The sequence below is a fragment of the Pseudomonas sp. R2-60-08W genome (assembly GCF_003852335.1).
Classification (GTDB): Bacteria; Pseudomonadota; Gammaproteobacteria; order Pseudomonadales; family Pseudomonadaceae; genus Aquipseudomonas.
Genome location: NZ_CP027731.1, coordinates 138,337 through 159,026, shown reverse-complemented (window position 1 = coordinate 159,026; position 20,690 = coordinate 138,337). Strand labels below are relative to the sequence as shown.

Here is a 20,690-nt window from a genome sequence, read left to right as displayed (position 1 = left end):
CATATCCATATGCTTTGGGTGATGCTGATGGCCTCATCGGGGGCAAGCCCCCTCTCACATTTGAATGCGTTCACAGATCAAGTGTGGGAGGGGCGGTGCGACGATTCGACTTGCCCCCGATGAGGCCGGAGCAGGCGATAGAGATTACCGCTCGTGCAACGCCTCGGCCCGCGCCTTGATGATCGGTTTGAGCAGGTAGCTGAGAATGCTTTTCTTGCCGGTGATGATGTCCACCGAGGCGACCATGCCGGGGATGATCAGCAGCGGCTTCTCATCGGTGCCCAGGTGGCTGCGGTCGGTGCGCAGGGTGATCATGTAGTAGGTGGTTTTCTTGTCTTCATCGGTGATGGTGTCAGCGCCGATGCGTTCGAGCTTGGCCTTCAGGCCACCGTAGATGGTGTAGTCATAAGCGGTGAATTTGACCACCGCTTCTTGCCCGGGGTGCAGAAACGCGATGTCTTGCGGGCGGATCTTGGCTTCCACCAGCAGGGTGTCGTTCAGCGGCACGATTTCCACCATGTCACTGCCCGGCTGGATCACGCCGCCGACGGTGTTGACCAGCAGCTGCTTGACGATCCCGCGCACCGGCGAGGTGACCAGGGTACGGCTGACGCGGTCTTCCAGGGCTCGACCGGTGGATTCGGCCTTGTTCAGTTCGGTGCGGGCCTCGTTGAGTTGGGTCAGGGCTTCGCTGCGGAATTTGCCACGGGTTTCGTCGATCTTGCGCTGCACTTCCTTGATCGCCGATTCGGCGCGTGGGATTGCCAGGGTGGTGGCGTCCAGCTGGCCGCGGGTCTCCATTTCGGCGCGCTTGAGGCGTAGCACTTCCACCGGCGACACCGCGCCCTGGGCCACCAGCGGCTCGGACATGTTGATTTCCTGGCGTTGCAGGGACAGCTGGCTGCGGTACTGGCCTTGCTTGGAGGTGAACTCGCGCAATTCCTGCTGGCGCTGCACCAGTTGCTCCTGCAAGCCGCCGACTTCGTCTTTCAACTGCTGGCGACGGCTTTCATACAGCGAGCGTTCGTTGGCGGCCTGGCTGGGCGCGGCCTTGAGCACCTCGTCGGGAATGTTCAGTGGGCGATCATCCACCTGCGCACTCAGGCGTTCGACGCGCAATTGCATGGCCAGGCGCAGGGCTTCGGTTTCGCCGGCGTTGGACACGAACCGCGTGTCATCCAGGCGAATCAGCGGCGCACCGGCCTCGACGATCTGGCCTTCCTTGACGTACAGCTCGGCGACGATACCGCCTTCCAGGTTCTGGATTTTCTGCAATTTGGACGACGGAATCGCCTTGCCGTCGCCACGGGTCACTTCGTCGATTTCGGAGAAACCCGCCCACACCACCAGGAACAGGAAGAAGGCAATGATGGCCCAGATGGTCAGGCGGATGACTCGCGGCGCATCTTCGATCAACGCTTTGTTGACCTCGGGCAGCGGCTGGCCCTGCAGCGAGTCGGAACCTTTGAAGTAGCGGCCGACCGCGTTTTTTATGGAGTTAAGCAACACTGATCTGCCCCTTCTTCAACGCTTCCATGACCACGGCTTTCGGGCCGTCCGCGAGAATCTGCCCACGGTCGACCACCAGCAGGCGGTCTACCAGGGAGAGCAGCGAGGCACGGTGCGTCACCAACACCACGGTCTTGTTTTGCACCACGGCGTGCAGGCGTTGTTTCAAGCGTTCTTCACCGGTGTTGTCCATGGCGCTGGTGGGTTCGTCCAGCAGCAGGATGGGCGGGTTGAGCAGCAGCGCACGGGCCAGGGCGACGTTCTGGCGCTGGCCGCCGGACAGGTTCTGGCCACGCTCGCCGACTTGCAGTTCGTAGCCTTGCGGGTGCAGGCGCGCAAATTCGTGCACGCCAGCCAGTTCCGCCGCCTGCAGGACCATTTCGTCTTCGACGTAGCGTGCGCCGCTGACCAGGTTGTCACGCAGGGTGCCGGCCAGCAGTTGGATATCCTGGGCGACGTAGCCGATGTTGTGGCGCAGTTCACTGACATCGATCTGGCGCACATCCACGCCGTCCACCAGCAACGCGCCGGAGTCAGGCTGGTAAAGGCCGACGATCAATTTGGCCAGGGAGCTTTTGCCCGAACCGCTGCGGCCGATGATGCCGATTTTTTCCCCTGGCTTGATCACCAGGTTGATGTTTTTCAGCGCAGCGTTCTGTTGGTTCGGATACGTGAAGTTCAGGCCCCGGCACTCGATGGCGCCTTGCAGGGTGCGGCGGCTCATGGGGCGCTCTTCGAAGTTGCGCTCCTGGGGCAGCTCCATCATCTGGTCCACCGAGGTCATGGTGACCTTGGCTTGCTGGTAGCGCGTGAGCAGGCCCGACAGCGAGGCCAGCGGGCTCAACGCGCGGCCACTGAGCATGTAGCAGGCAATCAGGCCGCCCATGCTCAGGTTGCCGTCGATAATCTGGTACACGCCGAAGACGATCATGATCACGCCGGCCAGTTGCTGGATCAGCAGGGTCATGTTCATCGACAGGCCCGACAGCAACTTCACCCGCAGTTCGAGCCGGCTCAAGGTGCCGATGGTCTGTTCCCAACCGTACTGGCGTTCGCTCTCGGCGTTGTTGACCTTGACCGCATCCAGCCCGGCGAGGGTTTCGATCAGGCTCGACTGGCGCTCGGCGGCCAGGGCCATGGTGCGTTCCATGGTCGCGACCAACGGCTTCTGCAGGGCGTAGCCGATACCCAGGGCAATCGGGAACGCCAGCACCGGAATCCATACCAGATGGCCGCCGAGCAGGGCGATCACCAGGAAAATCAGCAGCGTGAACGGCAGGTCGATCAGGCTGGTAAGGGTTAGCGAGGCGAGAAAGTCGCGCAGGCTCTGAAACTCATGGATGTTCTGCGCAAAGCTGCCGACCCGCGCCGGGCGGTATTTCATCGACATGCCGACGATGCGCTCGAACAAGGTGGCGGAGATGATCAGGTCGGTTTTTTTACCGGCCAGGTCCAGGCACAGGCTGCGCAGGCTTTTGAGCACCAGGTCGAACAGGTACGCGCCACAGATGCCCACGGCCAGCACCCACAGGGTGGCGGTGGCCTGGTTCGGCACCACGCGGTCGTACACGTTCATCACGAACAGCGGCGCGGCCATGGCGATGATATTGATCAAAAAACTGGCGGCGATGGCGTCGGTGTACAGCCAGCGCGAGCGCTTGAGGGTGTCACGAAACCAGGATCGCGCCCGCGGGATCAGGGTGCCATGGTTGACGTCGAATTTGTGCTGCGGCTGGGCGAAGAAGACTTTGCCGATGTAGTCGGCGGCCAGCAGTTCGCGCTTGATCAGCACTTCCCCGCCGTCGCTTTCGCTGAGCAGCACCCGCGCCTGATCGTCGCCTTCCCAACCGACCAGTACGGTACTGCGCCCATCCTTGAGCAGCAGCAGCGCTGGCAACGCGATGGCCGGGATCTGTTCGAGCTTGCGTTGCAACAGCCGGCCCTGCAGCCCGGCACGCGCGGCAGCACGCGCCAGCAGTTCGGCACTCAGGCGCTGCGAAGGCAGCGGCAGGCCGGTGGTGAGCATGGCCGCACTGGCCGGTTTCTGGTGCAGGGCGCAGAGTGCCAACAACCCGTCGAGTAACGGGTCGTCGTGCAGCGTGCGTGGATCATGACTGAGATGAACTCGACTGACTTCGGATTCCACGCGGTGCACTCTCGACTAACAGATGGGGCTATGGGGTGACTCAGTTCATCCCAGGCAGCTGGACTTTGGGCTTCACATCGTTTTGCACGATGGAGGCCATTGGAGCGACTACGCCTTGGCTTTTGAGCAATTGGCCCATGGTCGCCTTGATTCGGTACTGAGTAAATAACTGAATGTTCTTGATCTCTTCCAGGCGACGCGAAGCGGTGAACAATTCGTTCTCGCTGTCGAGCAGGTCCAGCAGGGTACGTTGGCCCAGGCTGAACTGTTGCTGGTAGGAGGTGCGCACGCGCGTGCTGTGGTCCACATACTGCTGGGCCACCGGCAGTTGCGCGTTGGCGTTGTTCAGGGCGTTCCAGGCCAGGCCCAGTTCTTCATTGAGCTGGCGCAGGGCGTTGTTGCGGATGTCCAGGGCCTGGTTGGCCTGGTACGACTTCGATTGCAGGTCGGCCTTGTTGCTGCCCCCGGCAAACAGGTTGAAGCGCATGCGCACCATGGCTTCCCAGCCGTTGCTGTGGTTGGCGTCGCCGCCGACGTTGTTGTCGGCATTGGTGCCAAGCTCAGCATCAAAGCGCGGGTAGAAGCTGGACTTGGCGGCGGCGTACTGCTTCTCGGCGGCAGAGATGTCCGACTCGGCCGAGCGCAGGACCGGGCTGTTGTCGAGCATCTGGCGACGCGCTTCATTCAGGTCGGCCGGGAGCATGGCCATGAACGGTGCCGGGCGCTCGAGCTGGTCGGGCATCTGGCCAACGGCGCTGAGGTAGTTGGTTTGCGCATCCGCCAGGTTGGTCTGCTCGGTGATCAGGTTGTTGCGGGCCTGGGCCAGACGCGCTTCGGCCTGGTCCTGGTCGGCACCGTTACCGACGCCGCGCTGGGTGCGCAGCTTGATCTGATCGTAGATGCGTTCGTGGTTGCGCAGGTTGTCTTCGGCCAGGCGCACGAACTCGCGACGGGTCAACACTTCCAGGTAAACCTGGGCAACGGTCAACGCGGTGCGCTCGGATGTACCGAGCAGGGAGTAGGCACGGGCGTTGACGTTGGCTTGTTGACGCCCGACTTCGCTGGAGGTAGCGAAACCGTCAAAAATCATTTGTTGCAGGCGCAGGCTGGACTCGCCGCGATTGAGGGTTTCCCAGTGGTTGCCGCCCGTGCCATTGGCGAGGCGGGTGGACGCGTTATCGGTGCCTGCACGGCCATAGCCGGCATTCAAATCAACACGCGGCAGATACCCACCCTGCGCCGCACGCAGCTGGTAATCGGCGGCGATACGGCTATTCACACCGGCCTGAATCTCTGGGTGCACATCCAGTGCCTGTTGCATGGCTTGGGGCAGTGTTTGGGCTTGTACAAAACTGGCGGCGAGAACGAACGGTATTGCCTTAAGCAGGTGCAGACGCATTAAAAAATTCCCCAGGACTTCTTGTCTCAAATCACAGCGATTGGCGCCGCCGCGTCGGATAATGGCTACCGTAATGACCGTACGTCGGAAAGTTCAAAAAGCGGAACTGCTTCACACATGTAGGACGGTTCGCCGCATAAATATCAATGTGACATTACGGAGGCGATTGTTTAGGATGGCGGCCATAAGGTCAATAGTTTGGCATAAACTAGATAACTAAAAATTCCAGCCAAATATTTGACGCCAGTAACTATCTAGACTACGCCCCCTCCAGTTTGGCCCTACTCTTTAGTGGCCACATGGAAATCATCAGAAACGGATCGCCGGAGAAATATTTAATGAGCAATGTTGTTGCCATCGTCAAAAGCATTGTTGGTCAAGTGTTCGTTATTTCTCCGGAAGGAACGCGCCGTGTTCTGGTTGAGGGTGATCGCCTGTTCGCGGGCGACCAGATTGACACGGGCCTGTCGGGCGCGGTGAGCCTGGAACTGGCTGATGGGCGCACACTGGACCTGGGCCGCGATACCCAGTGGAGCGCCGACATGCCGGACTCCACTGCCGACTTGGCCGCCGCCACCGAACAGGCCGCGCCATCAATAGCCGAACTGCAACAAGCCATCGCCGCCGGCGCCGACCCGACCACCGACCTCGAAGCCACGGCAGCAGGCGCAACCGCTGCCGGTAACGGCGCCGCAGGCGGGGGCCACAGCTTTGTGGTGCTGGAAGCGACCGCCGGCCGTGTCGATCCGACCATCGGTTTTCCCACCGCCCCTATCGGCCAGGGCACGTCAACCCTGAACACCTTTACGGGTGCCCAGGCTTCTACCGGCAACGGCAGCCTGGCGCTGCAGCCTGCGACCCTGAGCCTGAGCGCCACGCCTAGCATCACCGAAGCCGGAGGCGTGCTGACCTACACCGCCACCGTGACCCAGCCCGGCACCAGCGACCTGACTGTCACCCTGTCCAACGGCGCGGTGATTACCATCCCGTCCGGCCAACTGACCGGCACCGTCAACGTGCCCCTGGCACCTAATGACAGCCCGTACATCGACGCCAGCCAGATCAGCGTCAACGTCACCGGCACCACCGGCGGTAACAACCTGGTGCTGACCCTCGACCCTAACCCGGCCGTGACACAGATTACCGATACCCTCGACACCACCACCGTGACCTTGACGGCCGGTTCTAGCGTGACCGAAGGCGGGCAGATCACTTACACCGCGACCTTGACCAACCCGGCACAGACGCCGGTGACTGTCACTTTGAGCAATGGCTCGGTGATCACTATCAAAGCCGGCGAGTCGACGGGTACGGTCGTGGTCGATACTCCGGCCAACGATGTCTACGTTAATGGGTCGACTGTCAGCACCACTATTACCGGCGCAACCGGCGGCAACTTTGAAAACCTGGTGCCGAGCACCACGCCTGCGGTCACTACGATTACCGATTCGGTTGATAGCACCACTGTCACGCTGACGGCCGGTTCGACTGTGACCGAAGGTGGCCAGATCACCTACACCGCTACCCTGACCAACCCGGCTCAGACGCCGGTAAGCGTTACATTGAGCAATGGCTCGGTGATTACTATCAAGGCCGGCGAGTCCGTGGGAACCGTTGTAGTCGATACCCCGGCCAACGATGTCTACGTTAATGGGTCGACTGTCAGCACCACGATTACCGGTGCTACGGGCGGCAACTTTGAAAACCTGGTGCCGAGCACAACGCCTGCCGTTACGACCATCACTGATTCGGTCGATACCACCACCGTCACGCTGACGGCGGGTTCGACGGTGACCGAAGGTGGCCAGATCACTTACACCGCTACCCTGACCAACCCTGCGGAGACGCCGGTGAACGTCACCTTGAACAATGGTTCGGTGATTACCATTAAAGCCGGTGAATCGACGGGCACCGTTGTAGTCGATACCCCGGCAAACGATGTCTACGTTAATGGGTCGACCGTCAGCACCACGATTACGGGCGCGACCGGCGGCAACTTTGAAAACCTGGTGCCGAGTACGACGCCCGCCGTTACGACCATCACTGATTCGGTCGACGCCACCGCCGTTACGCTGACAGCCAACACGAGCGTGACCGAAGGCGGCCAGATCACTTACACCGCGACCTTGACCAACCCTGCGCAGACGCCGGTGAACGTGACCCTGAGCAATGGCTCGGTGATTACCATCAAAGCCGGCGAGTCGACGGGCACCGTTGTAGTCGATACCCCGGCCAACGACGTCTACGTTAATGGGTCGACTGTCAGCACCACTATTACCAGTGCAACCGGCGGCAACTTTGAAAACCTGGTGCCGAGCACCACGCCTGCGGTCACTACGATTACTGACTCGGTTGATAGCACCACTGTCACGCTGACGGCCGGTTCGACTGTGACCGAAGGCGGTCAGATCACCTACACCGCTACCCTGACCAACCCTGCGCAGACGCCGGTGAACGTCACCTTGAGCAATGGCTCGGTGATTACCATTAAAGCCGGTGAATCGACGGGCACCGTTGTAGTCGATACCCCGGCAAACGATGTCTACGTTAACGGTTCGACCGTCAGCACCACCATCACGGGTGCCACCGGCGGCAACTTTGAAAACCTGGTGCCGGGTACGACGCCCGCCGTTACGACCATCACTGATTCGGTCGATACCACCGCCGTTACGCTGACAGCCGACACGGCTGTGACCGAAGGCGGCCAGATTACTTACACCGCGACCTTGACCAACCCGGCGCAGACGCCGGTGAACGTCACCTTGAGCAATGGCTCGGTGATCACCATCAAGGCCGGCGAGTCCGTGGGCACCGTTGTAGTCGATACCCCGGCCAACGATGTCTACGTCAACGGCAGCACCATCAGCACCACCATTACTGGCGCAACCGGCGGCAACTTTGAAAACCTGGTGCCTAGTACGACGCCAGCGGTTACCACCATTACCGACTCCATCGACACCACGACCGTCACGCTGACAGCTCCGGCCGAGGCGAACGAAGGTGGTCAGATCACCTACACCGCTACGCTTTCTAATAAAGCGGGCAGCGACGTCACGCTGAAGTTGGACAACGGTTCGAGCATCACCATCAAAGCCGGCGATACCGTTGGCACTGTGACGGTGCCTGCACCTACCGATGACGTCTTTATCGATAAGAGCACCCAGACTGTTCAGATCACCGAGACTACTGGTGGCAACTTCGAAAAATTGGAAGTTGCGGGTAACGGTGCGACGGCGACAATCAACGACACCATCGACAAGGTCGATGTAGTTCTGACCGCTACGACTACCGTTGGCGAAGGCGGCAACATCGTTTACACCGCCAGCCTTGTGGATAAGAACGGCGCGCTGGTGACTAACATCACCAATCCGCTGACCGTCACCCTGAATAACGGGCAGAGCATCACCATTGGTGTGAACCAATCGAGCGGTTCTGTTTCGGTTGTAGCTCCAGACGACGTGTATAAGGGCGACCAAACCGTCACGGCCGCTATCAAGGACGTGACCGGTGGCGAGCATTTCGAAAACTTGGTGCCGGGTACCGCTCCGGTCAACACGACCGTAACCGATACGCCGGGTACCGATAACACCACCACCGTTACGCTGACCGCGCCAAGTGCAGTTAACGAAGGTGGTCAGATTACATACACCGCGACACTTTCCAATAAAGCGGGAAGTGACGTCACGCTGAAGCTGGACAACGGTTCGAGCATCACCATCAAGGCCGGCGATACCGTCGGCACTGTAACTGTGCCTGCACCTACCGATGACGTGTTCATCGACAAGAGCACTCAGACCGTTCAGATCACCGACGCTTCCGGCGGTAACTTCGAAAAACTAGAAGTCGCAGGCAATGGCGCAACCACCACAATCAACGACACCATCGACAAAGTTGACGTCGTCCTGACCGCCACTCCTACCGTCGGCGAAGGCGGCAATATCGTCTACACCGCCAGCCTTGTGGATAAGAATGGCGCGCCGGTGAACAACATCACGAACCCGCTGACCGTGACGTTGGATAACGGCCAGAGCATCACCATTGGTGTGAATCAGTCGAGCGGTTCTGTTTCGGTTGTTGCACCGGATGACGTGTACAAGGGCGACCAGACCGTCACGGCCGCTATCAAGGGCGTGACCGGTGGCGAGCATTTCGAAAACCTCGTGCCGGGTACTGCTCCGGTCAACACGACCGTAACCGATACGCCGGGTACCGATAACACCACGACCGTTACGTTGACTGCACCAAGCGCCGTTAGTGAAGGTGGTCAAATCACCTACACCGCCACGCTTTCCAACAAAGCAGGCAGCGACGTTACGCTGAAGTTGGACAACGGTTCGAGCATCACCATCAAGGCTGGCGACACCGTTGGCACGGTGACCGTGCCTGCTCCGACCGATGACGTGTTCATCGACAAGAGCACCCAGACCGTTCAGATCACCGAGACCACTGGCGGTAATTTCGAGAAGCTGGAAGTTGCAGGCAACGGTGCGACCACCACGATCAACGACACCATCGACAAAGTTGACGTCGTCCTGACCGCCACCACCACCGTTGGCGAAGGCGGCAGCATCGTCTACACCGCCAGCCTTGTGGATAAGAATGGCGCGCCGGTGAACAACATCACGAACCCGCTGACCGTCACCTTGGATAACGGCCAGAGCATCACCATCGGTGTAAACCAATCGAGTGGTTCTGTTTCGGTTGTGGCTCCGGATGATGTGTACAAGGGCGACCAGACCGTCACCGCTGCTATCAAAGGCGTGACCGGGAGCGAGCATTTCGAAAACCTGGTGCCAGGTACTACTCCGGTTAACACCACTGTTACCGATACACCGGGTACCGACAACACCACTACCGTCACGCTGACCGCGCCAACCGCAGTCAACGAAGGTGGCCAGGTCACATACACCGCCACGCTTTCCAACAAAGCAGGCAGCGACGTCACCCTGAAGTTGGACAACGGTTCGAGCATCACCATCAAGGCTGGCGACACCGTTGGCACGGTGACCGTGCCTGCTCCGACTGATGACGTGTTTATCGATAAGAGCACTCAGACCGTCAAAATCACCGACGCTTCTGGCGGCAACTTCGAGAAACTGGAAGTTGCGGGTAATGGTGCGACCACCACAATCAACGACACCATCGACAAGGTCGATGTAGTTCTGACCGCCACTCCTACCGTTGGCGAAGGCGGCAACATCGTCTACACCGCCAGCCTTGTGGATAAGAACGGTACGCCGGTGACCAACATCACCAACCCGCTGACCGTCACCCTGGATAACGGTCAGAGCATCACCATTGGGGTAAACCAATCGAGCGGTTCTGTTTCGGTTGTTGCGCCGGATGATGTGTACAAGGGCGACCAGACCGTCACCGCCGCTATCAATGGCGTGACCGGTGGCGAGCATTTCGAAAACCTAGTGCCGGGCACCGACAAAGTCACTACAACTGTGACTGACACCCCAGGCACTGATAACGCCACCACCGTAACCCTGACTGCGCCAAGTGCAGCTAACGAAGGTGGACAGATCACCTACACCGCGACCTTGAGCAACAAGGCCGGCAGTGACGTCACTCTGAAGCTGGACAACGGCTCTTCGATCACCATCAAAGCCGGCGATACCGTTGGCACCGTGACTGTTCCTGCTCCGACCGATGACGTGTTTATCGATAAGAGCACCCAGACTGTTCAGATCACCGAGACTACTGGTGGCAACTTCGAAAAACTGGAAGTTGCGGGCAACGGCGCAACCACCACGATCAACGACACCATCGACAAGGTCGACGTAGTTCTGACCGCCACTCCTACCGTCGGCGAAGGTGGCAACATCGTCTACACCGCCAGCCTTGTGGATAAAAACGGCACGCCGGTGAGCAACATCACCAATCCGCTGACCGTCACCCTGGATAACGGGCAGAGCATCACCATTGGTGTGAACCAGTCGAGTGGTTCTGTTTCGGTTGTTGCGCCGGATGATGTCTACAAAGGCGATCAAACCGTCACCGCCGCTATCAATGGCGTGACCGGTGGCGAGCATTTCGAGAACTTGGTGCCGGGTACTGCTCCGGTCAACACGACCGTTACCGATACGCCGGGTACCGATAACACCACCACCGTTACGCTGACCGCACCAAGCGCCGTCAATGAAGGTGGTCAAATCACCTACACCGCCACGCTTTCCAACAAAGCCGGCAGTGACGTTACGCTGAAGTTGGACAACGGTTCGAGCATCACCATCAAGGCCGGCGATACCGTCGGCACTGTAACTGTGCCTGCTCCGACTGATGACGTGTTTATCGATAAGAGCACTCAGACCGTCAAAATCACCGACGCTTCTGGCGGCAACTTCGAGAAACTGGAAGTTGCGGGTAATGGTGCGACCACCACAATCAACGACACCATCGACAAGGTCGATGTAGTTCTGACCGCCACTCCTACCGTTGGCGAAGGCGGCAACATCGTCTACACCGCCAGCCTTGTGGATAAGAACGGTACGCCGGTGACCAACATCACCAACCCGCTGACCGTCACTTTGGATAATGGCCAGAGCATCACCATCGGGGTAAACCAATCGAGCGGCACGGTCACCGCCGTGGTACCGGATGATGTTTACAAAGGCGACCAGACCGTCACCACTGCCATTCAGACTGTCACTGGCGGTGAGCACTTCGAAAACCTAGTGCCGGGCACCACGCCGGTCAATACCACCGTTACTGATACTCCCGGCACTGACAACGCCACCACAGTGACGCTGACGGCTCCGGCTGAAGCGAACGAAGGTGGCCAAATTACGTACACCGCGACGCTCTCTAATAAAGCGGGCAGTGACGTCACCCTGAAGTTGGATAACGGCTCCTCGATCATTGTTAAGGCTGGCGACACCGTCGGCACCGTGACTGTGCCAGCGCCAAGCGATGACGTGTTCGTCGACAAGAGCACCCAGACCGTCAAAATCACCGACGCTTCTGGCGGCAACTTTGAGAAACTGGAAGTTGCGGGTAATGGTGCGACCACCACAATCAACGACACCATCGATAAGGTCGATGTGGTTCTGACCGCCACTCCTACCGTTGGCGAAGGCGGCAACATCGTCTACACCGCCAGCCTTGTGGATAAGAACGGCGCGCCGGTGACTAACATCACCAACCCGCTGACTGTCACCCTGGATAACGGCCAGAGCATCACCATTGATGTAAACCAATCGAGCGGTAGCGTTTCGGTTGTTGCGCCGGATGACGTCTACAAAGGCGATCAAACCGTCACCACCGCCATCAAGGGCGTAACCGGAGGCGAGCACTTCGAGAATTTGGTGCCAGGTACTGCTCCGGTCAACACGACCGTTACCGATACGCCGGGTACCGATAACACCACGACCGTTACGCTGACTGCACCAAGCGCCGTTAGTGAAGGTGGTCAAATCACCTACACCGCGACGTTGAGCAACAAGGCCGGTACTGACGTCACACTGAAGCTGGATAACGGTTCATCAATCACGATCAAAGCGGGCGATACCGTCGGCACCGTGACCGTCCCTGCGCCAACCGATGATGTGTTCATCGATAAGAGCACTCAAACGGTCAAGATCACTGACGCGACTGGTGGCAACTTCGAGAAGCTGGAAGTTGCGGGTAACGGTGCGACCACTACGATCAACGACACTATCGACAAAGTCGACGTTGTTCTGACCGCTACCACCACCGTCGGCGAAGGCGGCAATATCGTCTACACCGCCAGCCTTGTGGATAAGAACGGTGCGCCGGTGACTAACATCACCAACCCGCTGACTGTCACCCTGGATAACGGCCAGAGCATCACCATTGGTGTAAACCAATCGAGCGGCAGCGTTTCGGTTGTTGCGCCGGATGACGTCTACAAAGGTGATCAAACCGTCACCACCGCCATCAAGGGCGTGACCGGAGGCGAGCACTTCGAGAATTTGGTGCCAGGTACTGCTCCGGTCAACACGACCGTTACCGATACGCCGGGTACCGATAACACCACGACCGTTACGCTGACTGCACCAAGCGCCGTTAGTGAAGGTGGTCAAATCACCTACACCGCGACGTTGAGCAACAAGGCCGGTACTGACGTCACTCTGAAGCTGGATAACGGTTCATCAATCACGATCAAAGCGGGCGATACCGTCGGCACCGTGACCGTACCTGCGCCTACCGATGATGTGTTTATCGACAAGAGCACTCAGACCGTTCAGATCACCGACGCCACTGGCGGCAATTTCGAAAAACTGGAAGTTGCGGGTAACGGTGCAACCACCTCAATCAACGACACCATCGACAAGGTCGATGTTGTTCTGACCGCCACCACCACCGTCGGCGAAGGCGGCAATATAGTCTACACCGCCAGCCTTGTGGATAAGAACGGCGCGCCGGTGACTAACATCACCAATCCACTGACCGTGACCTTGGATAATGGCCAGAGCATTACTATCGGTGTGAAACAATCGAGCGGTAGCGTTTCGGTTGTAGCTCCCGATGACGTGTACAAGGGCGACCAGACCGTCACCACTGCTATTCAAACTGTCACTGGTGGCGAGCACTTCGAGAATTTGGTTCCTGGTACCACACCGGTCAATACGACTGTGACTGATACCCCTGGCACCGATAACACCACCACCGTTACGCTGACCGCGCCAAGTGCGGTTAACGAAGGTGGGCAGATTACGTATACCGCGACCTTGAGCAACAAGGCCGGCAGTGACGTCACCCTGAAGTTGGATAACGGCTCGTCGATCACTGTTAAGGCTGGCGACACCGTCGGCACCGTGACCGTGCCAGCACCGACTGATGACGTGTTCATCGACAAGAGCACTCAAACCGTCAAAATCACCGACGCTTCCGGCGGCAACTTCGAAAAACTGGAAGTTGCAGGTAACAGTGCAACCACCACGATCAACGACACCATCGACAAGGTCGATGTGGTTCTGACCGCGACCACCACCGTTGGCGAAGGCGGCAACATCGTCTACACCGCTTCGCTCGTCGACAAGTCGGGTAATGCGGTTACTAACATCACAAATCCGCTGACCGTCACTCTGGACAACGGCCAGAACATCACCATCGGTGTAAATCAATCCAGCGGCACGGTCACCACCGTTGCGCCAAACGACGTCTACAAAGGCGACCAAACCGTCACCACCGCCATCAAAGGCGTGACCGGTGGCGAGCACTTCGAAAACCTGGTGCCAGGCACCACGGCGGTCAATACCACCGTCACTGATACACCAAGTACAGCAGATGCCACTACCGTAACGCTGACCGCGCCAAGCGCCGTCAATGAGGGGGGGCAGATTACGTATACCGCGACCCTGAGCAACAAGGCCGGTAGTGACGTAACTTTGAAACTCGACAACGGCTCGAGCATCACCATCAAAGCCGGCGATACCGTCGGCACTGTGACTGTGCCAGCACCGACCGATGACGTGTTCATCGACAAGAGCACCCAGACCGTCAAGATCACCGACGCGACTGGTGGCAACTTTGAGAAACTGGAAGTCGCAGGCAACGGCGCAACCACCACCATCAACGACACCATCGACAAGGTCGATGTAGTTCTGACCGCGACTCCTACCGTTGGCGAAGGCGGCAGCATCGTCTACACCGCCAGCCTTGTGGATAAAAACGGCACGCCGGTGAATAACATCACCAATCCGCTGACCGTCACCCTGGATAACGGCCAGAGCATCACCATTGGTGTGAACCAGTCGAGCGGTTCTGTTTCGGTTGTTGCACCGGATGACGTTTACAAGGGCGACCAGACCGTCACGACCGCCATCAAAGGCGTTACCGGTGGCGAGCATTTCGAAAACTTGGTGCCTGGTACTACAGCGGTTAACACCACTGTCACCGACACACCAGCTACAGCGGATGCCACTACCGTCACTTTGACCGCGCCAAGTGCCGTCAACGAAGGTGGGCAGATCACCTACACCGCGACCTTGAGCAACAAGGCCGGCAGTGACGTCACCCTGAAGTTGGATAACGGCTCGTCGATCACTGTTAAGGCTGGCGACACTGTCGGCACCGTGACTGTGCCTGCTCCGACCGATGATGTGTTTATCGATAAGAGCACCCAGACCGTCAAGATCAGTGACGCCACGGGCGGCAACTTCGAAAAACTGGCAGTCGCAGGTAACGGTGCAACCACCACGATCAACGACACCATCGACAAGGTCGATGTGGTTCTGACCGCCACTCCTACCGTTGGCGAGGGCGGCAATATCGTCTACACCGCCAGCCTTGTGGATAAGAACGGCGCGCCGGTGACCAACATCACCAACCCGCTGACTGTCACTCTGGATAACGGCAAAACCATCACCATCGGTGTGAACCAATCCAGCGGCACGGTTACCAGCGTGGCACCAAACGACGTCTATAAAGGCGATCAAACCGTCACCACTGCTATCAAAGGCGTGACCGGTGGCGAACATTTCGAAAATCTGGTGCCAGGCACCACCGCAGTGAATACCACCGTCACGGATACTCCGGGCACTGCTGATACCACTACCGTCACCCTGACAGCGCCAACCGCAGTCAACGAAGGTGGCCAGATCACCTACACCGCCACGCTTTCCAACAAAGCAGGCAGCGACGTCATCCTGAAGTTGGATAACGGCTCGAGCATCACCATCAAGGCTGGCGATACCGTCGGCACTGTAACTGTGCCTGCTCCGACCGATGACGTGTTCATCGACAAGAGCACTCAAACGGTCAAGATCACCGACGCAACTGGCGGCAACTTCGAAAAACTGGCAGTCGCAGGCAACGGCGCAACCACCACGATCAACGACACCATAGACAAGGTCGACGTGGTTCTGACCGCCACTCCTACCGTCGGCGAAGGTGGCAATATCGTCTACACCGCTACCCTTGTGGATAAAAACGGCGCGCTGGTGAACAACACCACCAATCCGCTAACCGTCACTCTGGACAACGGCAAAACCATCACCATCGGCGTGAACCAATCCAGCGGTACGGTTACCAGCGTGGCACCGAACGATGTCTACAAAGGCGATCAAACCGTCACCACCGCCATTAAAGGCGTGACCGGTGGCGAGCACTTTGAAAACCTGGTGCCGGGTACCACAGCGGTTAACACGACCGTCACGGATACCCCAGGCAGTACCGACCTCACCAGCGTCACGCTGACCGCGCCAAGCGCCGTCAACGAGGGTGGCCAGATCACCTACACCGCCACCTTGAGCAACAAGGCCGGCAGCGACGTCACCCTGAAGTTGGACAACGGTTCGAGCATCACGATCAAGGCTGGCGAGACCGTCGGCACCGTAACTGTGCCCGCGCCAAGCGATGACGTGTTCATCGACAAGAGCACTCAAACGGTCAAGATCACCGACGCAACTGGCGGCAACTTCGAAAAACTGGCAGTCGCAGGCAACGGCGCAACCACCACGATCAACGACACCATCGACGATGTAACCGTGGTGCTCAAGGCCACGGGTTCAGTCAGCGAGGGCGGGCAGATCGTCTACACCGCGTCGCTGGTCGACAAAAATGGTGCGGCAGTGGCCAACGTCGGTTCCGACCTGGTGGTGAAGCTGGATAACGGCTCGACCATTACCATCGGCAACGGCAAGTCCAGCAGCTTCACCACCGCCACCGCGCCGAACGATGCGTATGTCGGCGCCAATGATGTCACTGCCAAAATCAGTGCCGTAGTCAGTGGCGGCGACAAATACGAGCACTTGATGGTCGACGGCAGCACCGTGGTCACCAAAGTCACGGATGTGGTCACCAACACCACCCTCAGCATCAGCGGCGACGCTTCGGTGACCGAGGGCGGTACGGCGCACTACACCCTGGCCTTGAGCAACCCGGCGCAAACCGATGTAACCGTCACCCTCAAGTACAGCGGCACGGCCACCGATGGTTCGGATTTCAATGGTGTGTACACCGTGAAGATCCCAGCCGGCGCCAGCAGCGTGCCGTTTGATATCCGCACGCTTGATGACCGAATCACCGAGCCGACCGAAAAAATCGTCATCACCATCGACAAGGCCACAGGCGGTAACTTCGAGAACCTGGTGATCGACAAGGGCACTGTCAGCACTGACATCCTCGACAACGATGCGCCACCGGTTATCGACCTGGACGCCAACAACTCCAGCGGTGCCAGTGGCAACGACTTCAAGACCACCTTCACCGAAGGCACCACCGGGCCGGGTGTGTCGATTGCCGACACCGATATCAAGATCACCGATCCGGACAGCACCCTGCTGACGGGCGCAACGGTCACCCTGACCAACGCACAAGCCGGTGATGCCTTGAACCTGGGCAACAGCGTGAATGGCATCAGCGTCAGCACCAACAATCAGACGGGTACGATCACTCTGACGTTGTCGGGCAGCGCGACGCTGGCTGACTACATGCAGCGTATCCAGAACATCACGTTCACCAACACCAGCCACGACCCAAGCACCACGCCGCGCACCATTACCGTGGCGGTGACCGACGGCGGCAATTACTCCAACGTCGCCACCACCACAGTCAACGTGGTGGCGGTCAACGATGCGCCAGTGGCAACGGGCGGGGCCGTGACCGGTACGGAAGACACTGCGCTGGCTTTGACCTGGGCAAACTTCGGCGTGAGCGACGTGGACTCGCCATCAGCCAGCCTCGGCGTGAAAATCACCGACCTGCCGGTGGCCGGCAAACTGCAATACCTGGCAACCGACGGCACCACTTGGACCAACGTGACCAGCGGCCAGACCTTTACCAAAGCCCAGATCGATGGCGGCCAGTTACGCTTTACGCCAAACGCCAACGAGTCCGGCGCCGACGGTTATGGCGGCACGGGCATCGGTAACAAGCAGGCCGATTACGCACAGTTCAAGTTCCAGCCCACCGACGGCAAGGACCTGGGCACCAGCGCCACGGTGAAAGTCGATATCACCCCAGTGGCCGACGCGCCAACCCTGGGTGTGGCTGACAACAACGTCAACTCGGTCGGCCTGATCAAACAGAGCTGGAACAGCCTTCCCGGCCTTGGCACCAACGGCAACGGCGCCGCACCGGACGTGCTGAAAAAAGCCATCGATGGCGCCGGCACGCCGAACAGCACGGCGGTGGTGACCAATGTCGAGTCCACCACCGACGTCACCCCCGGTTCAGGCGGAAAAATCTCCGGCCTGATGTATATGGAAGCCGGTAAGAACTACACCTTCAGCGGCGTCGCCGATGACAGCCTGCTGATCAACGTCGGCGGTAAAGACGTGGCCAGCGGCCTGTGGGGCACTAACAGCGGCAAGTTCAGCGGCACGTTCACGCCGGCGGTCAGCGGTTACTACAGCCTTGAGATCTATCAGGCCAACCAGGCGGGCCCCGGCAGCTTTGACGTCAACCTGTCGATCAATGGCGGCGCGACGCAGAACTTGAGCACCAGCAACGTCCCGCTGTACACCGGCATCACCGACTTGACCAGCGCCGGCGTGACCGTGTCCGACCTGCATGGCAGCAACGGTGACGGTTACTACGTGGGTTATAAGCTCAACGAAGGCCTGGAAAACGGCAGCGTCAAACTGTCCAAGATCACCACCGCGCTGACCGACACCGATGGTTCGGAAACCCTGGCGGTGAAGATCGGCGGCATTCCGGCAGGCTCGGTGCTTACCGACGCTTCGGGACACACCTTCACCGCGACGAAAACCGTGGGCGAAGTCAACGTCAGCGGCTGGGACCTGGGCACCCTGACCATCAAGCCGCCGACCTATTACAGCGGCCAGTTCAACCTGACCGTGACCTCGACGTCGACCGAAAGCATCGGCGGCTCGGCAAGCACCACCGCGCAATTGCCGGTGACGGTCTTCCCGGCGGCGTATAACTCGGTAACCGGCACGTCGGGCAGCGACTCGATTATCGGCAGCGATGGCAACGACATCGTCGTAGCCGACATCGGCGGTCTGAACGTGGTGCAGGGCAAGAACTACAACATCGCGTTCATGGTGGACAGTTCCGGCAGCATGAGCACCGCATCGATCGACGCGGCGAAGGCTTCATTGACCACGGTGTTCAACTCGCTGAAAAACAGCCTGGGCGCCAACACATCGGGCACGGTGAATATCTTCCTGGCCGACTTCGATAGCCAGGTGAACAAGTCGATTGCCATCAACCTCAATGCCCCCAATGCGCTGGCCCAGCTCAAAGTGGTGCTGGACTCGATGGTGTCGGAAGGCGGCACCAACTACGAAGACGTGTTCAAGACCACCGCCAACTTCTTCCAGAGCGACCTGGCGAGCAAAAACACCGGCGCAACCAACCTGACGTACTTCATCACCGACGGTCAGCCGACGTTCTACCAGAGCGGCGAGCAGACCAACGTGACGCTGTACGGCAACGTCAAGTTCGATGACGTGGTGACGACGGCCAACTACACCCCCGGCACCTCGGTCGGCAAGTACCTGGATAACACCCATTACTTCAGCATCGACACCTCGGGTGCCGCTCAATTGCAAACCTGGAACGGCTTCTGGTGGACGGCCGCCAATCTGGGCCTGGTCCGCGCTCAGGGCGACGGCACCTTTGAGCTGTCCAATCTTGACGGCCGAGGCAACAGCACTGACGCGGCAACATTGGCTAATTCCAAGAGCGCCTTTGCGCTGCTGGGCGGGCTGTCGCAGGTGGAAGCGATCGGGATCAACAGCGACATCAGCTTAAGCGACCTGAAGCCTTACGACAGCGATGGCAAACCACAGGCCAATATCGATCCGAAAGACCTGGCCAACGCCATCCTCGGCCATACCGAGGCGACTCTGCCGGGTGCGGACAGCATCAGCGGTGGCGACGGCAATGACATCCTCTTTGGCGACCTGGTGAGCTTCAGCGGGGTGACCGGCGAGGGTTACAACGCCCTGCAGGCTTTCGTGGCACAGAAAGCCGGTGTGGCTGTCTCGGCAGTTACCACCTCGAACGTGCACCAGTACGTCACCGAGCATTACGCGGACTTCGACGTGTCCGGCGCCAAGGACGGCAACGACACGCTGCTCGGCGGCAATGGCGATGACATTCTGTTCGGCCAAGGCGGCAACGACGTGCTGGACGGCGGCAAGGGCAATGACATCTTGCTGGGCGGTACCGGCAACGACACGTTGATGGGCGGTCAGGGCAACGACATCCTGATCGGCGGTGCGGGTGCCGACACCTTCGTGTGGAAGGCCGGTGACATCGGCAACGATGTGATCAAGGACTTCAAGGCGTCGGAAGGTGACCGAATTGACCTGCGTGATCTGTTGAAGGGCGAGACGGACAGCACCATCGATAACTACCTCAAGATCACCACGGTAGAAGGCGTGTCGACCCTGCAGGTGAGCAGCGAAGGCAAGCTCAACGCCGCCGGTGGCCTGGCCAATGCGGATGTGACCATCAAGCTGGAAGGCAATGATTGGTCCCACACCAACATCAACTCGCTGATCAGCGGTGCCGACCCGACCATCAAGATCGATCACACCGCCTAAGCTTGGGTTTATCGGCCGCCCTCGAGGCGGCCGATTTATTTGGGCGATACGTTGCTGGCCCTGGCGGCCGGTTGCATCGCATACTCGCGCTTATCAACACACGACCGCCCTATGCGGCTGACGATGTGTGGCTTTTTTTCGAGGGGGTTCT

General features: G+C 59.2%; 4 protein-coding genes. 1 reads left to right on the top strand and 3 read right to left on the bottom strand.

Annotated elements, in window-relative coordinates; all coding sequences use genetic code 11:
* Window positions 1-144 precede the first annotated feature (144 nt).
* From C4J90_RS00665 to C4J90_RS00655, 3 genes are read right to left on the bottom strand one after another with little or no spacing between them, the layout of a single operon-like run.
* The gene (locus C4J90_RS00665; RefSeq protein WP_124418966.1) at window positions 145-1,509 is read right to left on the bottom strand and encodes an HlyD family type I secretion periplasmic adaptor subunit; all 1,365 of its coding nucleotides are present in this window, start codon (window positions 1,507-1,509) and stop codon (window positions 145-147) included.
* Window positions 1,499-3,655, bottom strand: coding sequence for a type I secretion system permease/ATPase (locus C4J90_RS00660; protein ID WP_124418965.1), 2,157 nt, complete (start codon window positions 3,653-3,655; stop codon window positions 1,499-1,501). Before C4J90_RS00660 ends, C4J90_RS00665 begins: the two co-directional genes overlap by 11 nt.
* A 40-nt stretch (window positions 3,656-3,695) precedes the next feature.
* On the bottom strand, window positions 3,696-5,054 hold the full coding sequence (locus tag C4J90_RS00655) for a TolC family outer membrane protein (protein ID WP_124360682.1): 1,359 nt from the start codon (window positions 5,052-5,054) through the stop codon (window positions 3,696-3,698).
* A gap of 338 nt (window positions 5,055-5,392) precedes the next feature.
* Between C4J90_RS00655 and C4J90_RS00650 the strand changes: the two genes are divergently transcribed.
* Window positions 5,393-20,539, top strand: a complete 15,147-nt coding sequence (locus tag C4J90_RS00650; RefSeq protein WP_124418964.1) for a retention module-containing protein — start codon at window positions 5,393-5,395, stop codon at window positions 20,537-20,539.
* Window positions 20,540-20,690 lie beyond the last annotated feature (151 nt).